This window comes from Micromonospora sp. NPDC005174 (genome assembly GCF_040608495.1).
GTDB lineage: Bacteria > Actinomycetota > Actinomycetes > Mycobacteriales > Micromonosporaceae > Micromonospora.
Map to the genome: position 1 here is coordinate 172,830 of NZ_JBEXIJ010000001.1, position 20,906 is coordinate 193,735.

The 20,906-nt window shown below is 71.5% G+C and carries 18 protein-coding genes, 2 tRNA genes and 1 pseudogene; 13 read left to right on the forward strand and 8 right to left on the reverse strand.

Features of this window, described 5'->3' with window-relative positions:
- Positions 1-62: 62 nt before the first annotated feature.
- The 4 genes from ABZU91_RS00805 to ABZU91_RS00820 are packed head-to-tail and all read left to right on the forward strand — an operon-like array spanning position 63 to position 2,735.
- The gene (locus tag ABZU91_RS00805; RefSeq protein WP_355232862.1) at positions 63-779 is read left to right on the forward strand and encodes an energy-coupling factor ABC transporter permease; all 717 of its coding nucleotides are present in this window, start codon (positions 63-65) and stop codon (positions 777-779) included.
- Positions 776-1,195: a PDGLE domain-containing protein gene (locus ABZU91_RS00810; protein ID WP_355232863.1), complete on the forward strand. Its 420-nt coding sequence runs from the start codon at positions 776-778 to the stop codon at positions 1,193-1,195. Before ABZU91_RS00805 ends, ABZU91_RS00810 begins: the two co-directional genes overlap by 4 nt.
- A 14-nt stretch (positions 1,196-1,209) precedes the next feature.
- Positions 1,210-1,980, forward strand: coding sequence for a cobalt ECF transporter T component CbiQ (gene cbiQ / locus ABZU91_RS00815; RefSeq protein ID WP_355232864.1), 771 nt, complete (start codon positions 1,210-1,212; stop codon positions 1,978-1,980).
- Entirely contained in the window at positions 1,977-2,735 is a 759-nt protein-coding gene (locus tag ABZU91_RS00820) for an ABC transporter ATP-binding protein (protein WP_355232865.1), read from the forward strand. Before cbiQ ends, ABZU91_RS00820 begins: the two co-directional genes overlap by 4 nt.
- Positions 2,736-2,876: 141 nt before the next feature.
- Here the strand turns inward: ABZU91_RS00820 and ABZU91_RS00825 are convergent, their stop codons facing one another.
- The 4 genes from ABZU91_RS00825 to ABZU91_RS00840 are packed head-to-tail and all read right to left on the reverse strand — an operon-like array spanning position 2,877 to position 5,815.
- Entirely contained in the window at positions 2,877-3,962 is a 1,086-nt protein-coding gene (locus ABZU91_RS00825) for a hypothetical protein (protein ID WP_355232866.1), read from the reverse strand.
- Complete coding sequence (locus tag ABZU91_RS00830) at positions 3,959-4,675, reverse strand: thioredoxin domain-containing protein (protein WP_355232867.1); 717 nt, start codon at positions 4,673-4,675, stop codon at positions 3,959-3,961. Before ABZU91_RS00830 ends, ABZU91_RS00825 begins: the two co-directional genes overlap by 4 nt.
- Positions 4,668-5,192, reverse strand: coding sequence for a MauE/DoxX family redox-associated membrane protein (locus ABZU91_RS00835; RefSeq protein WP_355232868.1), 525 nt, complete (start codon positions 5,190-5,192; stop codon positions 4,668-4,670). The genes ABZU91_RS00830 and ABZU91_RS00835 overlap by 8 nt, the downstream gene beginning before the upstream one ends.
- A gap of 32 nt (positions 5,193-5,224) precedes the next feature.
- Positions 5,225-5,815, reverse strand: a complete 591-nt coding sequence (locus tag ABZU91_RS00840; protein WP_355232869.1) for a sigma-70 family RNA polymerase sigma factor — start codon at positions 5,813-5,815, stop codon at positions 5,225-5,227.
- Positions 5,816-6,017: 202 nt separating this feature from the next.
- Here ABZU91_RS00840 and ABZU91_RS00845 point away from each other — a divergent pair, with 202 nt between their 5' ends.
- The 3 genes and pseudogenes from ABZU91_RS00845 to ABZU91_RS00855 all read left to right on the forward strand — a co-directional run.
- The gene (locus ABZU91_RS00845) at positions 6,018-7,682 is read left to right on the forward strand and encodes a copper resistance protein CopC (RefSeq protein WP_355232870.1); all 1,665 of its coding nucleotides are present in this window, start codon (positions 6,018-6,020) and stop codon (positions 7,680-7,682) included.
- Between the two features lie 17 nt (positions 7,683-7,699).
- Complete coding sequence (locus ABZU91_RS00850) at positions 7,700-8,431, forward strand: YcnI family protein (RefSeq protein ID WP_355232871.1); 732 nt, start codon at positions 7,700-7,702, stop codon at positions 8,429-8,431.
- Positions 8,432-9,110: 679 nt separating this feature from the next.
- Positions 9,111-9,386, forward strand: a pseudogene (locus ABZU91_RS00855) (hypothetical protein); the annotation flags it as partial.
- 312 nt (positions 9,387-9,698) lie between these two features.
- Here ABZU91_RS00855 and ABZU91_RS00860 read toward each other — a convergent pair.
- Positions 9,699-10,976 (reverse strand): glycosyltransferase family 87 protein, encoded by a 1,278-nt coding sequence (locus ABZU91_RS00860; RefSeq protein WP_355232872.1) that lies wholly within the window; start codon positions 10,974-10,976, stop codon positions 9,699-9,701.
- A 72-nt stretch (positions 10,977-11,048) separates the two neighbouring features.
- Here ABZU91_RS00860 and orn point away from each other — a divergent pair, with 72 nt between their 5' ends.
- Together orn and ABZU91_RS00870 are read left to right on the forward strand one after the other, a co-directional pair.
- Positions 11,049-11,639 (forward strand): oligoribonuclease, encoded by a 591-nt coding sequence (gene orn, locus ABZU91_RS00865; RefSeq protein ID WP_355232873.1) that lies wholly within the window; start codon positions 11,049-11,051, stop codon positions 11,637-11,639.
- A gap of 112 nt (positions 11,640-11,751) precedes the next feature.
- Positions 11,752-11,827, forward strand: a tRNA-His gene (locus tag ABZU91_RS00870).
- A 145-nt stretch (positions 11,828-11,972) separates the two neighbouring features.
- On the opposite strand, the gene ABZU91_RS00875 is transcribed toward ABZU91_RS00870, so the two are convergent.
- A complete protein-coding gene (locus ABZU91_RS00875; protein WP_355232874.1) occupies positions 11,973-13,250 on the reverse strand; it encodes an Ig-like domain-containing protein in 1,278 nt (425 codons plus the stop codon).
- Between the two features lie 253 nt (positions 13,251-13,503).
- On the reverse strand, positions 13,504-14,775 hold the full coding sequence (locus tag ABZU91_RS00880) for an Ig-like domain-containing protein (RefSeq protein ID WP_355232875.1): 1,272 nt from the start codon (positions 14,773-14,775) through the stop codon (positions 13,504-13,506).
- 187 nt (positions 14,776-14,962) lie between these two features.
- Between ABZU91_RS00880 and ABZU91_RS00885 the strand changes: the two genes are divergently transcribed.
- From ABZU91_RS00885 to ABZU91_RS00895, 3 genes are all read left to right on the forward strand, one after another.
- Positions 14,963-15,038 (forward strand) — tRNA-Lys (locus ABZU91_RS00885).
- Between the two features lie 168 nt (positions 15,039-15,206).
- A complete protein-coding gene (locus tag ABZU91_RS00890) occupies positions 15,207-15,737 on the forward strand; it encodes a helix-turn-helix domain-containing protein (protein ID WP_355232876.1) in 531 nt (176 codons plus the stop codon).
- Positions 15,738-15,741: 4 nt separating this feature from the next.
- Positions 15,742-16,401, forward strand: coding sequence for a PIN domain-containing protein (locus ABZU91_RS00895; RefSeq protein ID WP_355232877.1), 660 nt, complete (start codon positions 15,742-15,744; stop codon positions 16,399-16,401).
- 53 nt (positions 16,402-16,454) lie between these two features.
- Here ABZU91_RS00895 and ABZU91_RS00900 read toward each other — a convergent pair whose 3' ends face one another.
- Positions 16,455-17,660, reverse strand: a complete 1,206-nt coding sequence (locus tag ABZU91_RS00900) for a DUF418 domain-containing protein (protein WP_355232878.1) — start codon at positions 17,658-17,660, stop codon at positions 16,455-16,457.
- Between the two features lie 167 nt (positions 17,661-17,827).
- Here ABZU91_RS00900 and ABZU91_RS00905 point away from each other — a divergent pair, with 167 nt between their 5' ends.
- Complete coding sequence (locus ABZU91_RS00905) at positions 17,828-20,896, forward strand: VWD domain-containing protein (protein ID WP_355232879.1); 3,069 nt, start codon at positions 17,828-17,830, stop codon at positions 20,894-20,896.
- Positions 20,897-20,906: the final 10 nt, after the last annotated feature.

Sequence of the window (20,906 nt, forward strand, 5' to 3'; positions counted from 1 at the left end):
TCGCAGGAAATAGGCTGACCCCCGCCGGGCCCGGACGGGTTCGCTGACGCGTGGGAGGTCGCGTGGAAACACTGGCGATGCACATCTCGAACGGGATCATCAACGGTCCCGTTGCGGCGATCTTCGCTGCGCTCGCTCTCGTCGCGCTCACCTACTGCGTCCTGCGCGGCCGGCGGGACCTGGACGACCGGCTCGCCCCGATGGCCGGCCTGGTCGCCGCGTTCATCTTCGCGGTCCAGATGCTCAACTTCCCGATCTTCACGGCGGGCGTGAGCGGCCACCTGCTCGGCGGCGCGCTCGCCGCCATGCTGGTCGGCCCGTGGGTCGGCGCGCTCTGCGTGGCCGTGGTCCTCGTCGTGCAGGCGCTGGTCTTCGGTGACGGTGGCGTGGCGATGCTCGGCCTCAACATCACCAACATGGCGCTGCTCGGCACCGCCGCCGCGTACCTGCTGATCGCGCTGCTGCTGCGGGTGCTGCCCCGCACCCGGGCGGGCCTGGCGGTGACCGCGTTCGTCGCCGCGACGCTCAGCGTGGTGGTCGCGTCCCAGGGCTTCGTCGTGGAGTACTGGCTGGGCGGCACCACCGACCTCGGCAACAACCTCGCCGGGCTGGCCGGCACGATGGCCGGCGTCCACGTGCTCATCGGCATCGGCGAGGGTCTGATCACCGCGACGACCGTGCTCACCGTCGCGAAGGTCCGCCCCGACCTGGTGTACGCGCTGCGTTCCCGCCGTACCCCCACCACCCCCGCTGTCCCGGTCTCCGGAGGTGTCCGATGAAGAACCGTTCCTGGGCCTTCCTGGCCGGCGGCCTGCTGGTCGCCCTGCTGCTCGCCGGCGTCGTGAGCAACTACGCCTCGTCGCACCCGGACGGGCTGGACTCCTCCCTGCTCAAGGGCTGCACCGTCGACGCCGACGACACCATCGTCGGTGGCAGTTGCCCGGCCCAGCAGGCGAAGGACCACGAGTTGGGGGACAGCCCGCTCGCCGACTACGGCGTGCGGGGCGTGGAGAACAGCTTCCTGTCCACCGGCCTCTCCGGCGTGCTCGGAGTGCTGGTGACCTTCGCGATCGGCCTCGGTGGCTTCTGGCTGCTGCGCCGCCGGGGGACCACGCCGGCCACGGGTGACGACGGCACGTCCGCCGAGGGCGACGCGGTCACCGCCGGTCGCGGCCGCACCGGCACGAGCGACTGAGCAGGGGGTACGACATGGGTGCCGGTCACGGGCAGGTGCTGTACCGCGAGTCGTCCTCGCCGGTGCACCGGCTCCCGCCCGAGGTCAAGATCGTGGCGATGGTGGTCTTCACGGTCGCCGTGGTGGCCACACCGCGCGAGGCGTTCTGGGCCTTCGGGGCGTACGCCCTGCTGGTGGCGGTGGTGGCGGCGCTGGCCCGGGTGGGGCCGCGCTGGCTGCTCAGCCGCGCTCTGATCGAGCTGCCGTTCGTGCTGTTCGCCGTCGCGCTGCCCTTCCTGGGTGCGGGTGAGCGGGTCGAGGTGCTGGGTCTGCGGCTGTCCGAGGACGGTCTGCACGGCGCGTGGAACATCCTGGCCAAGGGCACGCTCGGGGTTCTCGCCTCGCTGCTGCTGGCCGCGACCACCACCACCCGGGACCTGATCGTCGGGTTGGACCGGCTGCACTGTCCGCAGATCCTCACCCAGATCGCCACGTTCATGCTGCGCTATCTGGACGTGCTGGTCGGCGAGGCGCGACGGATGCGGGTGGCGCGCATCTCCCGGGGCGACGACCCGCGCTTCCTCTGGCAGTTGCGCGGTTTCGCCGCCGGCGTCGGTGCGCTGTTCCTGCGCGCCTTCGAACGCGGGGAGCGGGTCTACCTGGCGATGCTGTCGCGGGGCTACACCGGGCGGATGCCCGCCGTGTGGCAGGGCGACGGCGCGGCGACAGCCGGTCAGTGGCTGATCGCGGCGACCGTGCCGGTGGTGGCGGCCTCCATCGCCGCGACCGCCGTCGTGCTGACATGATCGGTGTCGTGCAGACCGCCCTCTCGCTGGACGTTCGTGGTCTTCGGTACGCGTACCCGGATGGGCACGTGGCCCTGCACGGCGTGGACCTGGCGGTGCCGCGCGGCGACCGGGTGGCGCTGCTCGGCCCCAACGGCGCCGGCAAGACGACCCTGGTGCTGCACCTCAACGGCATTCTCACCCCGGCCGAGGGCAACGTCAGCGTCGGCGGGCTGACGATCACGCCGGACCGTGCGACGCTGGCCGAGGTTCGCCGCCGGGTGGGGATCGTCTTCCAGGACCCCGACGACCAGCTCTTCCTGCCCACGGTGGCGGAGGACGTCGCGTTCGGGCCGGCCAACCTGGGCCTGCGCGGGGCGGAGTTGGCGGCCCGGGTCGACGAGGCGCTCGCTGCCGTGGGGATGAGCGAGCACCGGGAGCGGGCCCCGCAGCACCTCTCGTTCGGGCAGCGTCGACGGGTGGCGGTGGCGACCGTGCTGGCCATGCACCCCGAGATCCTGGTGCTGGACGAGCCGTCGTCGAACCTGGACCCGGCTGCCCGGCGCGAGCTGGCCGAGATCCTGCGCGACCTGCCGGTGACCCTGCTGATGGTCACTCACGACCTGCCGTACGCGGCGGAGCTGTGCGAACGCTCGGTGATCCTGGACGGCGGTCGGATCGCAGCGGACGCCCCAACCCGCACGCTGCTCGGTGACGCCCCCCTGCTGGCGAAGCACCGCCTGGAGCTCCCGTACGGCTTCACCCCGCACCCCTGACCCCGCCCCCGCACCCCTGCCCCCGCCCCTCTCCCCGCGATCTTGCACTTTTTGTCGCCGCATATGCCGCGAAGGCCGCACTTCGTCGACACAAAACGCAAGATCGCGGGGAGAGGGGCGGGGGCGGGGTGGGTCACGGGGTCAGGGCGTGGGGGCGGGGGTTCGGGTTGCGGCCCGGGCGGCGGCGTGCAGCCGTAGGACGCCTGCGGCTGTCGCGCCGACGCCGGTGATCAGGACCACCGCCACCATGACCCGGGCGATCCCGGGCGACCACGGCACCGGGGCGACGGACCGGGTGAACACGGCGGCGTTCGCCACGCCCGCGAAGAGGGCCAGGCAGGCTCCGGCCAGCGCGATCACGAAGTCCGCGGCCGGACGGCGGGCCAGCGTGTACCAGCCGGCGGCGAGCGCCCCGAGGCCGGTGAGCAGCGCCCAGACCTGGCCGCCCAGCAGGCCGACAGCCACCCCGCCGACGCCCTGGGCGCCGGCGTCCAACTCCCGTCCCACCGGGTGGAGCACGGCGACCGCGCCGCCGACGAGCAGCAGCACGCCCACCGCGGTGAGCGCCCGGGCGCCGGCCGTGGAGGCGGCGGCGAACAGGCCGAGCGCGCCCACCGCGAGCAGTCCGACGATGCTCACGGCCCACCAGGTGTACGCGTCGGGCGGCGGCACCCAGTCCAGGGTGCCGCCGATCGCCAGTGGGTCGGTGCCGTCGCGCAGCGGTACCGTCCAGTCCCGGACCCGGTGCTCGCGTTCCGGCGCGGCGCGTACCTCCGCCGGTGGCGTCGACTCCTGCCACAGCGCCCGTTGGTCGTGCCAGCGTGCCGTGGTCCCGTCGGCGATGCGCCGCCAGGACGGTGGGGCGGCCGGGTCGGCGTCGGCCGGGAGGGCGGTGTCGCCGACGAGGGTGCGGTTCAGGTACGTGGCGGGCGAGTGGCTGTTCTCGAAGACGCCGTCGGGACCGACCCGCAGGTACGGCTCTCCGGAGTAGCCGATCACCTCGACCGGCCGGCCGGTGTGGTTGGTCAGTTCGAGGCGGGCGCCCGCCTCGATCACCCGTACCGTCAGGTCGGGCCGGGCCGGCGTCACGCCGGCGACGCGGGTGCGGTAGTCGGTGCCGTTCGGGGCGTCCGCGCCGTGTGCGGCGGCGGGCGCCGCGGTGAGCAGGGTCGCCGCGCAGGTGGCGGCGGCGATCAGTCCGGCGCGCGCCAGGGCGGTACGGATCACTTGCCGGCCGCCGCCACGGCCGCCGTGAGGCCCTGCGGGGTGCGGTCGGCCAGCGGCTGCCCGTTGACCAGGATGGTGGGCGTACCGGTGACGTCGCTGTGGCTGGCCTCCTCGGTGACGTGCTCGGTCCACGTCTTGTAGGTGCCCTCCTTCACGCAGCCGCCGAACGAGCCCCGGTCCAGCCCCACTCCGACGCCGATGTCGACGAGTTCGTCGTCGCTGAGCCCGGCGCTGCCCTCGGGTGGCTGCTTGGCGAAGAGCGCCTTGGCGTACTCACGGAACTTGCCGCCGACCGCCGCGCAGCCGGACGCGGCCGACGAGCGGGTGGAGTACTCGGTGGTGGAGAAGCGGTTGAGGTACGCGACCGGGTGGTAAACCACCTTCGCCTTGTTCTCGGATGCCAACTGCTCCAGCGTCGCGCCGCTGCTCTGCTCGAACTGGTTGCAGACCGGGCAGAGGAAGTCCTCGTAGACGTCGACGGTGACCGGTCCGCCGCCGGTCACGATGCCGGTGCCGGGCGCGTTGGCGCCGGGCGGGGTGGTGAAGCTGTCCGAGCGCTGGCTGGACCAGACGCCCCAGCCGATGAGGCCGGCGATGACCAGGACGGCGACGGCGGCGGCGGACACCCAGACGGTGCGACGACGGCGTCGTTCGCGGGCCAGTTGCTCGCGGACGACCCTCGCTGCGTCCCGCTGGCTCCTGCGACTACTCATCCTCGTCCTCCACGGCGGGTTCGGCGGACAGCCATCCGTCCACCGATACGGGCGTACGGGGCCAGATCACCAGAAATCCGGCCAGTACCAAGAATCCCAGGTCCCGCAGGATCTCCGGGAGGTAACTCGGGGCCTGCCCCTCGGCGAGCTGGCCGCCGCTGCCGAAGCAGCCGCAGTCGATGGCCAGGCCACGCGCCCAGGCCGAGGAGATTCCCGCGATGAAGACCAGCAGCAGCGCGGCGGAGATGGCCGCGGTGAGCCGGGTGGCCAGCCCGAGCAGCAGCAGCACACCCAGGGCCAGTTCGACGAAGGGCAGCGCGGCGCCGAGCACGGTGGCGGCGTCGTACGGCAGCACCTGGTACGCGTTCACGGCCCGACCCGAGGCGGCCAGGTCACCGACCTTCGACGCGCCGGCGACGAGCCAGACGGCGGCGAGACCGAGGCGGGCCGCCGTGCCGAGCCAGGGCCGGACGGCCGCCCAGCGGGCGACCCGCGTGGGGGGTGCAGTCACGCTCATTTGTCGTTCCGTCTCCGCCGGAAGTTCCGGGCTCAGCCGGCGCGGGCGTCGCCGACCGCCTCGACCAGCTCGTCTCGGGCCCGGGCGACCCGGGACCGGATGGTGCCCACGGGCACCCCCTCGACGGCGGCGGCCTCGGCGTACGAGAGGCCGAGCAGTTGGGTGAGCACGAACGCCGCACGCCGCTCGGGGCTCAGCCGCTGCACGAGGTCGGTGGCGCCGAGCTGCCCGGCGTGGTCGGGGTGCGGACGGTCGGTGTACGCGTTCGCGGCCAGCCGCTCGTCGAGGCGACGACGTCGGATCACCGTCCGGAGGTGGTCGGCGCAGGCCCGCCGGGCGATCCCGAGCAGCCACGTCCGGGCGCTGGACCGGCCCTCGAACGCGGGGAGGGCCTTGAACGCCCGCAGGTACGTCTCCTGGGCGAGGTCGTCGGCGCTGTCCGGGCCCACCAGGGCGGCGGCGAAGCGCCAGACCTCGGCCTGGGTCAGCCGGACGAACATGGCCTGGGCGGCGGCGTCACCGTCGCGCGCGGTCAGGGCCGACTCGGTCGCCGGGTCCCGGGCGACGTCACCGGTCGGATCGGCCGGGCCGGTGGGGCCGGTGTCACGCGGGACGGGGATCACGACAAACCAGGTTACGCGTCGCGGCGTGTGCCGTCAGGGTCCTTTGGCCCTTGGATGGTCTGCGACACGTCGGGAACTTTTCCCCGTCGGCAAGCGACTACCTGCTCATGACACGCGACCCCTTCCGCGCGGCGATGGCGGCTGAGCGGAATTGAGCCGTTCGCCCGACTCGGTTCGCCGACATCCAGTGGGGTCGGCGACCATGGCAGGCATGACTGTCGCCCCCCGCCGCTGGGCCGCCCGGTTGGCTGCCGCCGCCGGCCTCCTGGTCACCGTCGTCGCCCTGTTGATCGCGCCAGCCACCCCGGCCAGCGCCCACGCGGTGCTGTCGAGCAGCAGCCCGGCCGCATCCTCGGTGGTGCCGGCCGGTCCGTCCGAGGTGGTCCTCACCTTCTCCGAGTCGGTGCGCAAGGTCCCCGACAAGGTCCGGGTGATCGCCCCCGACGGTTCCCGCGCCGACCGGGGTGAGCCGTCGTTCGACGGTGCCGTGGTGACCATTCCGGTCGACCCGGCCGCCGGCCGCGGCACCTACCTGGTGAGCTTCCGAGTGATCTCCGCCGACAGTCACCCGGTCTCCGGCGCGTTCACCTATTCGGTGGGCGCGCCCTCGACACCGCCGGTTGACTCCGGCAACGACAGTCGGGCCAACCCGGTGGTGGGTACGGCCGTGAAGGTGGCCCGGTTCCTCGGGTACGCCGGTCTGGTGCTGCTGGTCGGGCCCGCCCTGGTGCTCGCCGCGCTGTGGCCGCAGCGGCTCTCCCGGCGCGGGCCGGCCCGGCTGGCCTGGGCCGGTCTCGGCCTGGTGGCACTGGCCACCCTCGCCGACCTGTGGTTGCAGGTGCCCTACACCGCCGGTGGTGGCCTCTTCGAGGTGACCGGTGCGGGGTTCGGCAGCGTCGTGGGCAGCACCTTCGGCGCGGCTCACCTGGTCCGGCTCGGCCTGCTGGCCGCTGCGGCGTTCCTGCTGCGGCCGCTGCTGGCCCGCCCGGCCGGCCGCACCGACGCGATCATCCTGGCGGTGCTCGGTGTGGCGGCCCTGCTGACCTGGCCGCTGGCCGGGCACCCGGCGGCCTCCCCGGCGCCGGCGGTGTCCGTGGTGGTCGACGCGGTCCACCTGGGCAGCATGGCGGTCTGGCTGGGTGGCCTGCTCATGCTCGCGGTCTTCCTGCTGCGCCAGGCCGACGAGCGGGAGCTGAGCGCGATCCTGCCGATCTGGTCGCGCTGGGCGGCTCTCGCCGTCTCGGCCCTGCTGCTGGCCGGCACCGTGCAGGCGTTGATCGAGGTGGCCACCCCGGACGCCCTGTTCAGCACCACGTACGGGCGACTGCTGCTCGCGAAGATCGGACTGTTCGCGATCGTGATCGCCGTGGCCGCGTACTCCCGGCAGTTGGTCCGTCGGCGCGTGGCCGCGCAGCGGCCGGTGCCGGTGCGCCGGGCGGTCCTGGTGGAACTGGCCGTCACCGCCGTGGTGCTGGCCGTCTCCGCGACCCTGGTGCAGACCACGCCCGCGCGTACGGCGGCGGCCGAGTCGTCCGGCATCCAGGCCGGGCTCTTCACCACCACCCTGTCCAGCCCGCTCTTGTCCATGCAGGTCGAGCTGAGCCCGGCCGAGCGGGGCAACAACTCGGTGCACCTGTACGCCTACGGCAAGGACAACCAGCCGCTGCCGGTGGTGGAGTGGCGGGCGACCGCCGCGCTGCCGTCGGCCGGGATCGAGCCGATCGACGTGCCGCTGCTGCCGTTGACCGACAACCACGCCTACGGCGACATCAGTCTGCCGGCCGCCGGCGAGTGGCAGTTGAAGATCACCGCTCGTATCACCGACATCGACCAGGCCACGGTGACCGCCACCGTGCCCATCCGTTAGAGAGGCCCACGACACCCATGACCCGACTCCGGCGCACCGCATCCGCCGCTGCCGCCCTGGCGCTCACCGCCGTCGCCACCGCCGTGCTCGGCTTCGCCGGGCCGGCCTCCGCCCACGTCACGGTGAACCCGAAGGAGGCGACCCAGGGCGGCTACGCCCGGGTGGCGTTCCGGGTGCCCAACGAGAGCGACACCGCCTCGACCACCAAGCTGGAGGTGGTGCTGCCGGAGAACGCCCCGGTCGGCTCGGTGTCGACAATCCCGGTGCCCGGCTGGACGGTGGCCACCGAGAAGCGCAAGGTGAACCCGCCGATCGATGTGCACGGCAGCCAGCTCACCGAGGCGGTCTCGAAGATCACCTGGACGGCCACCGGTGACGCGGCGGTCAAGCCGGGGCAGTTCCAGGAGTTCGGCGTCTCGATGGGGCCGCTGCCGAAGGTCGAGTCGATGGTGTTCAAGACCCTCCAGACGTACTCCGACGGCAACGTCTCGCGCTGGATCGACGAGCCGCAGCCGGGCGGCGAGGAGCCGGAGAAGCCCGCTCCGGTGCTCACGCTCACCGCCGCCGCGCCGGCGTCGTCGTCCGCCCCGGCCGCTGCGGCCGTCGCCGACAAGGACGATGACGACGAGGAGGGCGACGGCGCCGCGATCGGCCTCGGCGTCGCTGGGCTCGTCACCGGCCTGGCCGGTCTGGTCCTGGGCGGGTTGGCGTTCGCCCGCACCCGCCGGGAGCCGGTCGCCAAGTCCTGATCTCATCGCGCACCCGCTGGCCCGCCGGACAATCCGGCGGGCCAGCGTGCTTTCCGGGACCGGCACCGGTCGTGCCGTGGATATCCCCTGATCAGCCGGCGTACGTCGGTAAGGTCGGCCGGGTATCTGGCTACGGAGGGGGACGGTGCGAATGCGCTTCGTGCGGGCGATCGCCGGAATGCTGTTGTTGGTCATCGGAATTCCGGCGCTGTTCGCCGGCGGCGGGCTGTGGCTGGTCGCCCGGCACGCCGACCCCGGTGGGGCCTTCGCCGCCCGGTTCGAGACCGTCCGCACATCGGGCCACGCGGTCGTGGTCACCGATCTCGACCGGCTGCTGCGACGGGAGGCGCCCTTCGCGCGCGGCGCGCAGACCCGTCTGCGGCTCGACGCCCGGACGTCCGACGGTCCGGCCTTCGTGGGGCTGGCACCGACCGCCGAGGTGCGCCGCTGGCTGGAGCCCGTGCCGTACGCCTCGGTCCGCCGGGTGGCACTGGCCCGGGGTCCGCTGCCGGTCCGCACGGACCCGGCGGTCCCGGTCGCGGCCCCGACCGCCGACGCGGTCCGCCCGCCGCTGGGTCTCCCCTTCTGGGTACGCGAGGGCGTCGGCACTCTCGAGTGGAGCGCCGACGACCTCACCGGCGAGCCGATGAGCCTGGTGGTGATGCGCCCCGACGGTCGTGCCGACCTGAGCCTGGACCTGCGCGCCGAGCTGCGCGCGGGTTGGGTCGTCCCGGTCGCCTGGGGTCTGCTCGCGGCAGGAGTGCTGCTGGTGGCGTGCGCGGTGCTGCTCCTGCTGCGCCCACCCCGTCCGCGCGAGGTGGTCTTCGTGGTCGAACCGGACCAGGTGCCGGTGCTCGCCGGCCGGCTCGGGGTCACGTCGCTCAGCGGCCTGGGCGTCCGGGACCCTCATCGCGCCAGGTCGATGCCGGCCGTACGGCAGCTCGCCCCGGTCGGCTCCGGCGCGGCCGAGTGGTCCCGATCGGCGATCGGCGCGGAACCGGCCCGGCCTCTCACCCTCGCCGACCTGGACGCTCCCGACGGGCTGCCCCGGCCGCCGGAGGCGGGCCAACTGCCGCGGCCGCCGGAGGTGGCGTTGAGCCTGGCGTGGCCGCCGAACGACGCAGAGCCCACGGCGCGGCCGGTGCCGGAGGACTGACGCGGCGAGTGGCCCCCCGCGCTGCCGACGCGGAGGGCCACTCTCACCGGGGGAGCGGTGCTGACCGAGCGACGCCTGAGGTACCTGGGTCCAGGTTATAGCCGATGGTCGTTACTGGGGAGTTGTATCCATTTGGTGCGACTTTTCCTCGATCCGGGCCGGGCGGGCCACGCGGACCGGCAGCGCCACCAACAGCAGCAGGCTGAGCAGGACGTATGCGTTCTGCACGACGAAGTCGCCCGGATTCTGGGTGCGGACCGGGTCCGTACCCCACCTCTGGAACGTCACCACGCCGTAGACGATCACAGCGGTGGCACCCACCGCGAGGCCGGCCGACCACCACCGTCGACGTGCCTCGTCCGGACGCTTCGCGCTCAGCGCCGCGTCGGCGAGCAGCACCACGGCCGGCACGAACCAGTAGATGTGGTGTGTCCACGTGATCGGACTGACCAGTCCGCCGACCAGGCCGGTCAGGGTCAGGCCGGTCAGCCCGTCACCGGCACGCGCGGCGCGGACGGCCCGCCACAGGCCGTAGGCGGCCACCACCGCCACGACCACCAACCACAGCAGCCGGTCCGGCTTCTCGGGCGCGGTGAACCGGCTCAGCAGCCCGAACAGTGACTGGTTGCCGACGTAGTCGGTGCGCCCCACGCGCTCGGTGTCCCACAGCTCCTGGGTCCAGAACCGCCACGAGTCCCCGGGCGCGACCGCCGCCGCCAGCAGGGTCGCCACCGCCGCCGTCGCGCTCGCCACCACGGCGGCCCGCCACCGGCGGGTGGCCAGCAGGTACACGATGAAGATGCCCGGGAAGAGCTTGAGCGCCGTCGCCAGCCCCACGCCGACCCCGGCCCAGCGTCGCGCCTGCGGCACGGCGAACAGCAGGTCGGCCAGGATCAGCACGACCAGCAGCATGTTGATCTGCCCGAAGGTGATGGTCTCGCGCGTGCTCTCCACCGCCAGCACCAGCAGCACGGCGGCGGTCAGGGTGAACGTGCGCGGCAGGCCGTGCCGGGCGATCACCGGCGTCACCAGCCACCGGGTGGTCAGCACCACGGCCGCCACCGTGAGCACCGTGAAGATCGCCACGGTGGCGCCGAGCCGGAGCAGCCCGAACGGCCACAGCAGCAGCGCGCTGAACGGCGGGTAGGTGAAGTAGAGCTCACCCTGCACCCGGTCCGGTTGGGCGTAGTCGTAGAGCGGGTGGCCGACGCGCCACCAGTCCACCGCGGACATGTAGATCTTGAGGTCGAGGAACTTGTGGTTCAGGCCAGGCAGGTAGAGCGCTGGCAGCACGGCGATCAGGGCCACCACCGCGACCAGGCGACGGACCGTGCGGCCGCCGGGATCGTCGTCCGTGACGGCGGGCGGTGCTACGGGTTCTGCTGGCACCCCGAAACCCTAGCGGGCCGGGTGGCCCGGAGCGCGCAGCCGCGGGGCGTGGGCTGCGCGTAGGCTGTCCCGGTGGCTGACCTCCTCGTCTGGATCGACTGTGAGATGACCGGGTTGGACCTCGGCAGCGACAAGCTGATCGAGGTTGCGGCACTGGTCACCGACCCCGACCTCAACGTGCTGGGTGATGGCGTCGACGTGGTGATCCACGCCGACGAGGCGGCGTTGGAGGCGATGCCGGAGATCGTCCAGACGATGCACGCCAAGTCCGGCCTCACCGAGGAGGTCCGCCGTTCGGTGGTCACCCTGACCGAGGCCGAGGACCTGGTGCTGGAGTACGTCAGCACCTTCGTCAAGGACCCGCGTACCGCGCCGCTGTGTGGCAACTCGATCGCCACCGACCGCGGCTTCATCGCCCGGGACATGCCCCGCCTCGACGTGCACCTGCACTACCGCATGATCGACGTGTCGTCGATCAAGGAACTCTGCCGCCGCTGGTACCCCCGCGTGTACTTCGGTCAACCGCAGAAGGGCCTGGCGCACCGGGCGCTCGCCGACATCCGCGAGAGCATCCGCGAGCTGGAGTACTACCGGCGCACCATCTTCGTACCGCTGCCCGGCCCGGACGTCGAGACCGCCAAGGGCATCGCCGCCGAGCTCTGAGCCGGCGCTGTTCGGCCGGCCGGCGGGGAACCCGCTGGACGTCGTGCGCGGGGGTGGGGCTATTATTGGTCCGCACGCCGCCCGGGGCGATCAACCGGGCGTCGGAGGCGTGGTGGCTGTAGCTCAGTTGGCAGAGCACCGGGTTGTGGTCCCGGTTGTCGTGGGTTCAATTCCCATCAGTCACCCCACATCTCAGGCCCCCTCTCCGGAGGGGGCCTGAGTCGTTGTGCCGACCCCTTCGGCGAATGATCCACTCCGTTTACCGAAATCCGGGGTGTCCCCGCTGACGGGACACCCCGGATTTCTGGAACCCGGGTCGATGGTGCGTGTGGATCAGGCGGTCGGGGTGGGCGTCGGGGTGGCGGCGTCGTTCGGAGTCGCCGGAGCGTCCGGGTCGTACGGGAGGGCGCTGCCCTTGACGTACTCGTCCCAGCTCATGTTCCAGTCGGTCCAGCCGTTGCCGTTCTTGAGCTTGGTCTCGGTGCCCTTGACCGTGATGGGGTCGCCGACCTGGGTGTTCTTGAACAGCCAGTCGCCGTTGGCCATCGACACGTTCACGCAGCCGTGCGAGACGTTGACGCTGCCCTGCTGGCCCTCCGACCAGGGAGCCGCGTGGATGAACTCGCCGCCCCAGGTGAGGCGCTGCGCGAAGTCAATCTTGGTGCGGTAGCCGTCCTCCGGCCCCAGCTCCTCGAACGTGTCGAAGACGGTCTTGCGCAGCTTCTCGATGACGACCATCGTCCCGCTGGACGAGGGGGTGCTCTTCTTGCCCAGGCTGACCGGAATGGTCTTGATGACCTTGCCGTTGCGGGTCACCGTCATCCGCTTGGTCTTGTTGTCCACCGTCATGATCAGCGACGGTCCGATCTTGATGTCCACCGAGAGGTCCGCGCGGCCGTAGTAGCCGTCGCCCATTGGCAGGCCGCCGGCCTGCACCCGGTAGGAGACCTTGCTGTTGGCCTTCCAGAACTGCTTCGGCCGGTACCGGATCTCCGTGGGGCTCACCCAGTGCCAGATGCCCTCCTGGGCCGGCGTCGAGGTCACCGTCATCCGGCGCTGCACGTCGTCGCGGTAGTCCTCCGGGATCGCTCGGTCGAACTTGACGATCAGCGGCATCCCGACACCGACCTGCTGGTTGTCGCCGAGGAAACTGCTCACCCGGATCTGCTTGTCGGGCTTGGCCATCGTGGTGAAGGTGCTGGTCGCGGTGGCCGGCCGACCGTCGTCGCCGGTGGCCGTGACCGTGGCGGTGTAGCTGGTGCCGTACTCCAGGGCCCCGCTCGGCTGCCACGTCTTGCCGTCCGCCGCGAGCTTGCCCTCGACCGCCTTGCCGGCCGCGTCCTTGAGCTCGAAGGCGGTCTCCTGGGCGTCCTTCGTGCTGAAGGTGATGCCGGTGGACGCGGGCACGTCCTTGGCGTCCGTCGCCGGTTCGGCGATGGTCGCCGATGCCTTGGGCGCTGGGCTCTCGGCGCCGCCCTGCCACGAGGACGGCTTGCCGCCGTCGCTGTCGGTGCAGGCCGAGGTGAAGGCCAACGCCACGGCGAGGAGCCCGGCCGCGAGCACGCGGCGTCGCCCACGGGGCCGGATCAGCTGGTGCTGGCTAGCTCGCATGATGTCCTCACAGTCGTGGTCGCTGACCCATCGTCTCCTAAAGACGTGTCAGAACCGGTCCTGGTTGCCGAGGGTGAACAGAAACACGCCGATCACGATGCCGGATTTTTGCTACTATCCGGCGTTTCGTGATCCGGGCTCGTCTTCCTGCCGGAGCTGAGGGGTCGCCCATCGCCGTCGTTACGTCGCGGGCAGAGCAAGGGTACGCGCCGGCCCGTGCCATCGGCAGGGCCGGCGCGATGACGCCTGTCGCTCAGAGCGCCGGGCCGGAGCCACCCTTGGGTACCGGCAGCGCGCTGCCCTTGATGAACTCCGACCAGCTCAGGCTCCACGCCGTCCAGCCGTTACCGGCGGCGATCCTGCGCTCGGTGCCCTTGATCGTGATCGGGTCGCCGATCCGGGTCTTCTCGAACAGCCACTTGGCGTTCGTCATCGACACGTTCACGCAGCCGTGCGAGACATTCTGCCGTCCCTGTACGTGCTCCGACCAGGGCGCGGCGTGGATGTACTCGCCGCCCCAGGTGAGCCGCTGGGCGAACTGGATGTCGGTGACGTAGCGGTTGGCCGGGTCCGGATCGTCGCGGGTGTCGAAGACCGTGGCCTCCTTCTTCTCCATCACGACCAGCGTGCCGCTCGACGACGGGGTGCTCCTCTTGCCCAGGCTCACCGGGATCGTGCGCGTCAGCGCGCCGTTCTCGTAGACCGACATCTTCTTGGTGGCGTTGTCGACCTTCATCACCAACGACCGGCCGATCTTGGCGGAGGCCTTGCGGTCCATGTCGCCGTACTTTCCGTTGCTCAACGGCACCCCGGCCAGCGCGATCCGTACGGTGAGGGTGGTGCCCGGCTTCCAGTACTCCGGTGCCCGGTAGTACGCCTGCGTGCCGTTGTCGACCCAGTGCCAGGCGCCCGGCTGCGGCGGGTCGGTCTTGACGAACATCCGCTTCTGCACCGCCGCCCGGTCCTTCTTGGGAATGCCCGGGTGGAACTCGGTGACCACCGGCATGGCGACGCCGTAGCTCTTGTCGTCGAAGAGGTACAGGCCAGACCCGATCATCGACTTCGGCTTGGCCATCGTGGTGAAGGTGCTGGTGCCCTGACTGCTCGTGCCGTCCGGCCCGCTCGCCGTCACCGTGGCCGTGTACTTCGTCCCCCACTTCAGGGGAGCGGACGGCACCCAGGCCGAGCCGTCGGCGCGGAGCTTGCCCTCCACGGTGCCGCCACTGGCCGCGCTCAGGGTGACCGCGGACACCTTTCCGCCGCTCGGGAGCTTGGCGCTGATCTCCGTACTCACGGGTTTGTTCTTCGTGCCGTCGGCCGGGTTCAGCGTCAGCGAAGGTCCGCTGGGCGCGCTCGGCTCGCCGCTCGTCGACGGCGCGGCCGAGTCGGGTGCGGCACTCGCATCCGCCGACGTCCCGCCGACGAATTCCGGCTTCTTCTGCTCGTCGCCGCACCCGGTCAGTGCCAGCGACGCCGCCAGGGTCAGAGCGCCCACCACCGCCCCGGCTCGCGTGAACCGTGCCATCCCCACCTCTGTTCTCGCGTACCTGGCGGACATCGTGCCCCATCAGTGCCGAGACCCACGCCCCCGTCTCGTGCCAGACAGCCTCTTTGTGGCTGTATGCCCGTTAAGCTCGACCGAAGGGGGGAGCCGGGTAACCGGATTGGAGCCCGGGTTGGCGGGGTGCTAATCTTCTCCCCGTTGCCGACGAGCGCCGCTAGCTCAACTGGCAGAGCAGCGGACTCTTAATCCGCGGGTTCGGGGTTCGAGTCCCTGGCGGCGCACCAACGAGCAAGGCCCCGATCTGGTGATTGACACCAGTCCGGGGCCTTTTTCGTGTACGCCAGCGTAGTCGGCCCACGGGCGCGTCGCTCCCACCTCCTCTCGAGCCAGTCGTAGCATTTCGTGGACGCACGAAACGAAGGCGGTTACGATTCTTTCGAGAAGGAGGGGCCGTGACTGCAGCTGCGCTGAAGGAAGAGACGTACCTGCCAGAGGCCGATGGACAGGTTGCCCAGGTCCATGACTTCATGCAGGCCCATGAGATGGCGGGCCGGGGGCCAGTGGCGCCACGGTACTTCCTGGCTGGTGCTACCCCTGGCGACCGCGTCGAGCTTCCCGCCGAGGTCTACGGGATGCTTCGCCAGGTTGTTGAGGCGTTGCAGCAGGGCTTTGCGGTGACCGTGGCGCCGCGGACGCTGAAGCTGACGACCCAGCAAGCCGCCGACCTGCTTGGAGTCAGCCGACCTACCGTCGTGAAGTTGCTCGACGAGGGCAAGATTCCGTTTGAGCGATTGGGAACTCATCGCCGCGTTCTTCTGCCCGACGTGCTTGCCTACCGGGCGCAGCGCAGGGCCGAGCAGTATGCGGCGCTCGAAGCAACCTCAATGGACATTGATGACGAGGAAGACCTCGACGTGGTAACGCAGCGACTGCGCGAGGCGCGGCGCGTAGTCGGACGACGCCGCAGGGGCCTGACAGAATAGGCGCGTGTTCACAGCCCTCCTCGATACCTGTGTTCTCTGGCCCGATCTGCAGCGCGACTTTCTTCTGTCCCTTGCTATCGAGGGTCCGTATCGTCCCGCCTGGAGTTCGGTCGTGCTCGAGGAGCTGGAATACGAGCAGCGGGCAAAGCTGATCGAGCGCGGCTATGAGGCTGACCAGGCCGCCAAGCGCGCGCGGCACCTTATCGAGCAGGTTCGCCAGCATTTTGACGACGCAGAGGTTGGCGGGTGGGAGGGACTGGAAGGCACGTACGGCCTTCCTGACCCCGACGATGAGCACCTGGTTGCTGCTGCGGTTGTCGCTAACGCGGGCGCAATCGTCACGCTGAACGTCCGAGACCTGCCTCCGGGCAATTTGCCCCGCGGGTTGCAAGTGCTTCCGCCCAAGGAGTTCGCAGCCAATACCGTCTCCCTTGATCCGGTCAGAGCTTGTGCTGCCGTGGCTGCCATAGCCGGGCGTTCTGGCAGGCTGGGCGCAGTCCAGACGGTGGAGGACATCTTCGAAATCCTCCACCGTCGTTACGACATGACGTCCGCGGTCGAGATGATGCGACAGGCGGCGGTTGAGTTGCAGGTGCTGCCTGTCGTAACCCGTGTCAATGAGCCGATTAGGCACCCCGATGCGTACGGATCGACGGCAGAGTGACGACGTCCTGCGAAGGTGCGAGCACCGTCCGCTGCCGCCGGCAGTGACCTCCGTCAGGTGTGGTCTGCAGATCGCAGCCGTGGCCACCGCTGCTCGGTCCAGGCCCGCAACAGCCACTCCGCCGGTCCGTAGCGGAACCGGGTCATCCACGCCGCGCTGGCGGCCACCTGCACGGCGTAGATCGCGACCGCGATGAGCAGGACGACCGCGGGTGCGACGGTGCCGGCGAGGCCCAGCCCGACGCCGGTGAAGACCAGCACGCACAGCAGCGACTGTCCCAGGTAGTTCGACAGGGACATCCGTCCGGCCGGCGCGAGTACGGCGACGACCCGTCGCCCCCGGTCGGTCTCGAAGAACTCGAGGAGGCTGGCGGCGTACGCGGCCGCGAGCAGCGGCGCGGTGAGCAGACCGACCGTCAGTCCGGTCAGGTTGGCGCTGCCCCCTCCCGAGGCGAAGACCACCGCGCCGGCCAGCCCGATCGGGTAGCCCACCCGCTGTACCCGGCGCAGGAGCTGCCGGTTCCCGACGACGTCGGTGAGGAGGCGGCGACGCCCCGCCGCGTATCCGAAGAGGAACGCCGAGAGGGCGAGTGGTCCCTGGACGAGGAGCGTGCCGACCATCGCCGGCAGTTGGCGTACGTGCTCGGCGATCACCGAGCCGATGCCGCCCTGTAGTGCCTCGGTGGATCGCTGGCCCGCCGCGAGCGCCGCCGCCGGGTCGGTGACCAGTTGGGTCCCGCTCGTGGCGGCGAGCGCGAGAAGGAAGCCGATCACACCGGTCAGCAGGACGGCGACGCGCAGCGCGGTCCCGACGCGGACTCTGCGCATGGCGAGCAGGACCAGGCCGAGCAGCGCGTACGTGGTCAGGATGTCGCCCTGGAACAGCAGCACGGCGTGCAGGATGCCGAGCACGAAGAGCCCGACCATCCGTCGCCGGAACCGGGGTGCGATCGCGACACCGCGCCGCGCGGCGGAGTCGAGCTGGAGGGTGAAGCTGTAGCCGAACAGGAAGGCGAAGAGCAGGTACGCCTTCATCGCGAGGAGCAGTTCGACCAACCATCCGACCGCGTGGTCGCTCCACGAGTCGTGGGCGGGATCGGGGACCAGGTGGAAGGGATATCCGGAGGCGAAGAAGGCGACGTTGACGAGCAGGATGAGGAGCAGCGCCACGGCGCGCAGGGCGTCGACGTTGGCGATCCGGGAGAACGTCCCGGGCGACCCTTCGAGCACCACCGGCGGGTCCTTGCTGGAGAACGTCACGACTACCCCCGTAAGCAACAGAGAACCGTATTCGCAGGCTATGAAGTGAGCCGTCCAGGTGACAGCCGGTGAGCGGGACTGTCGCAGGTGGGGCAGGCCCTACCCCGCAGCGACCGGTCCCCGACAGAGCACGGGAATCCCGTACCCGCGCCCCTACAGTCCCCACCATGAGACGGATGCTGCGACCGGCGATCGGACTCGCCGTACTGCTGACGGCCCTGGTGGCCGGGGCGGCGAGTGCCGCCGCAGCGCCCGGCGACGGCGGCCTCGGCCTGGTCCTGCGCGCCGGGCAGGCGGACTACCGCGCCGGTGACCAGGTCCGCCTGGACCTCACCGTCACGAACTTCACCGGGTCGGCGTGCGCGCTGCCGACCACCGCCGTCGGCACCGTCCAGATTGCCGGGGTACGCCGGGACGGGCGCGACCTCACGCCGACGCTCGCCCGCAGCTTCCACGACGACGGGATCGCCGCAGCGGCCACCGCTGGTCTGACCACTGTCGAGCCCGGCGCGACCGCTGCCGTGACGCTGACCGGAGTACGGCTCGGTGACGCGCCCGGCGACGTCGTGCTGCGCTCGGTGGCCGCCACCGGGGACGGCGGTGGACTCGACTCGCTCTGGCCGGTGGGCGCTCCCGGCCGGTACGAGGTCACGGCCGGCTACGTGACCCTGCCGGTCGCCGGCGCGGTCGACAGCTGTCGGGGCGCGACGGCCCTGGGGACCACCACGTTCACGGTCGGTGACGGCGGTGGGTCCGGTCGCCGCTGGGTCTGGCTGATCGCTGGTGGACTGCTGCTGGTGCTGCTCCTGGCCGCGCTGGTGGCCCTGCTGCGGGTACGCCGCCGCCGGCCGACGGCCGCGACCGTTGCCGTCCTGCTGGTGGCCGTCGGCGCGCTGGTCGGCGGCGGTGCCCGTCCGGCCCGGGCCGACTACTCGGTCGACCCGACCTCCGGCGTGCCGATCAAGGGTGTCGACTTCCAGGCGGCTGTCGACGGCTGTCTGAGCGGGTTCGCCACGGCGGGCGGGGACCCGTCCGGCCTGTTGCCCCGGCTGAAGGACAAGAAGAGCCCGAAGGTGCGGATCATCCCCACCCCGGGCGGCTCCGGCGCGTTCGAGACACCGGACAGCCCCGACGGCAAGGGTTCGTCCACAGTCACCTGGAACCCGACCTCCACAGACCCGTACGACGACGGGGTGGCCCGGGACCCCTGCGCCGCGCTCTACCACGAGTTGAACCACGCGGACGACATCTCCCGGAACGCCGTCCCACCCGGCGAGTGCGGGAGCACCGGCATTCCCACCGCCGAGGTGCGGGCGACGTTGGCCGAGAACCGGTACCGGGTGGCGAAGGGCCTGCCGCCGCGCAAGGAGTACAAGGGCAAGACGCTGCCCAAGAGCCTCGACGAGTGCAAGAAGCCGCCGAAGAAGACGCCCCCGCCGAAGGGGCCGGCGAAAATGTGCGAGGACGGCGCCGACTGCGGCGGCAGCAACGGCGACCCGCACCTGGTCACCTTCGACCGGGTCGCGTACGACTTCCAGGCCGTCGGCGAGTTCACCCTGGTCGCGGCCACCGGTGGCGACCCGCTGGAGATCCAGGTCCGGCAGGCGCCGATGGCGGGCTCCCGCTCCGCCTCGGTCAACTCGGCCGTGGCGTTCCGGGTCGGCGCCCACCGCGTCGCGCTCACCCTCACCGACGGCGTCACCCGGGTGCACGTGGACGGCGCACCGGTCGCCGTGCCGCCCAGACGGACCGACCTGACCGGCGGCAACCTCACCCGCCGCCCGTCCGACACCGGAGAATCCGACGGGTACGACGTGACGTGGCCGGACGGCTCGGCGGCGGCGGTGGACCAGATCGGCAGGTACGGCTACCGGGTGCTGGTCCGGCTCGCCGACGGCCGGGCCGGGAAGGTACGCGGCCTGCTCGGCGACTTCGACGGCGACCCGGCCGACGACGTCGCGCCCGCCACCGGGGCGGCCCTCACCCAGCCCGTGCCGTTCACACAGCTCTACCCGACGTACGCGGACAGTTGGCGGATCACCGCGGACCGCTCGCTGCTGCACTACGACGACGGGCAGGACACCGGCACGTTCACCGACCGTGCCTTCCCCGAGCGGGAGATCACCGTCGGCGACCTCGACCCGGCCCGCCGCGCCACGGCCGAGCAGATCTGCGGCTGGGCGGGCGTCACCGCTCCCGCCCAGCTCGCCGAGTGCGTCTTCGACGTCGCGGTCAGCGGTCGTCCCGAGTTCGCGGTGGCCGGCGCCAGCACCGAGCGGGTCGCCCCGCCCGCCGCCCCGTCGATCACCGCCGTGGCCGTGGCGAGCGCCAGCCTGACCCCCGGCGGGGCACCACTGACGTTCCCCGGCCGGGCCGGGGACGCCGTCTTCGTCGACGTCATTGCGCCCGGAATGGTCAACCGCTGCTCGCCGTACGTGCTCACCGATCCGACCGACGGTCTGATCGGAGCGGGCTGCGCCATCGACGGCGTCGGGTACATCGACCGCGTCGACCTCACCGCCACCGGCACGTACGCCCTGCGGGTCACCGCCGCACCCGGCGACACCGGACGAGCCGCCGTCCGGGTGTACGTGGCCCGGGACGTTAACGGCACGCTGCAGGCGGACGGCCCGGAGGTCACCGCGACCCTGGAGCAACCCGGCGCGTGGGCCCGGTACCGGTTCACCGGGCGGCAGGGTGAGCGCGTCTTCGTCGAGGTGCCCACGAGCACACTGCCCAACCAGTGCTCCCCGCTGGAACTGCGCGACACCCAGGACCGGCTGCTGAGCAGCGGCTGCGTGATCAACGGCGTCGGCGAGATCGACGGCACACTGCTGCCCGCCGACGGGACGTACACGGTGGTGGTGGATCCGACCGGACGCACCACCGGCGCGACCACACTGCGGCTGGTCAGCAGCCGCGACCGGGCGGCGACGATCACCGTCGGCGGTCCGCCGGTCGTCGCCACCGTCGAGCGACCGGGCGCGGTCACCAGCTACCGGTTCACCGCTGGCGCCGGCGCGTCGGTGAGTCTGACCGCGACCGCCACCGAACTGCCCGACCAGTGCGGTGTGCTGGAGTTACGCGCCCCCGACGGCAGCCTGATCAGCAGCGGATGCGTGGTCAACGGGGTTGGTGAGATCGGGCCGACGACGCTGCCGGCCGCTGGCGCGTACACGGTGGTGGTGGATCCGTCCGGGGTCGCGACCGGGCAGGTCACGTTGACGCTGCGGTGAGGTGGAGACG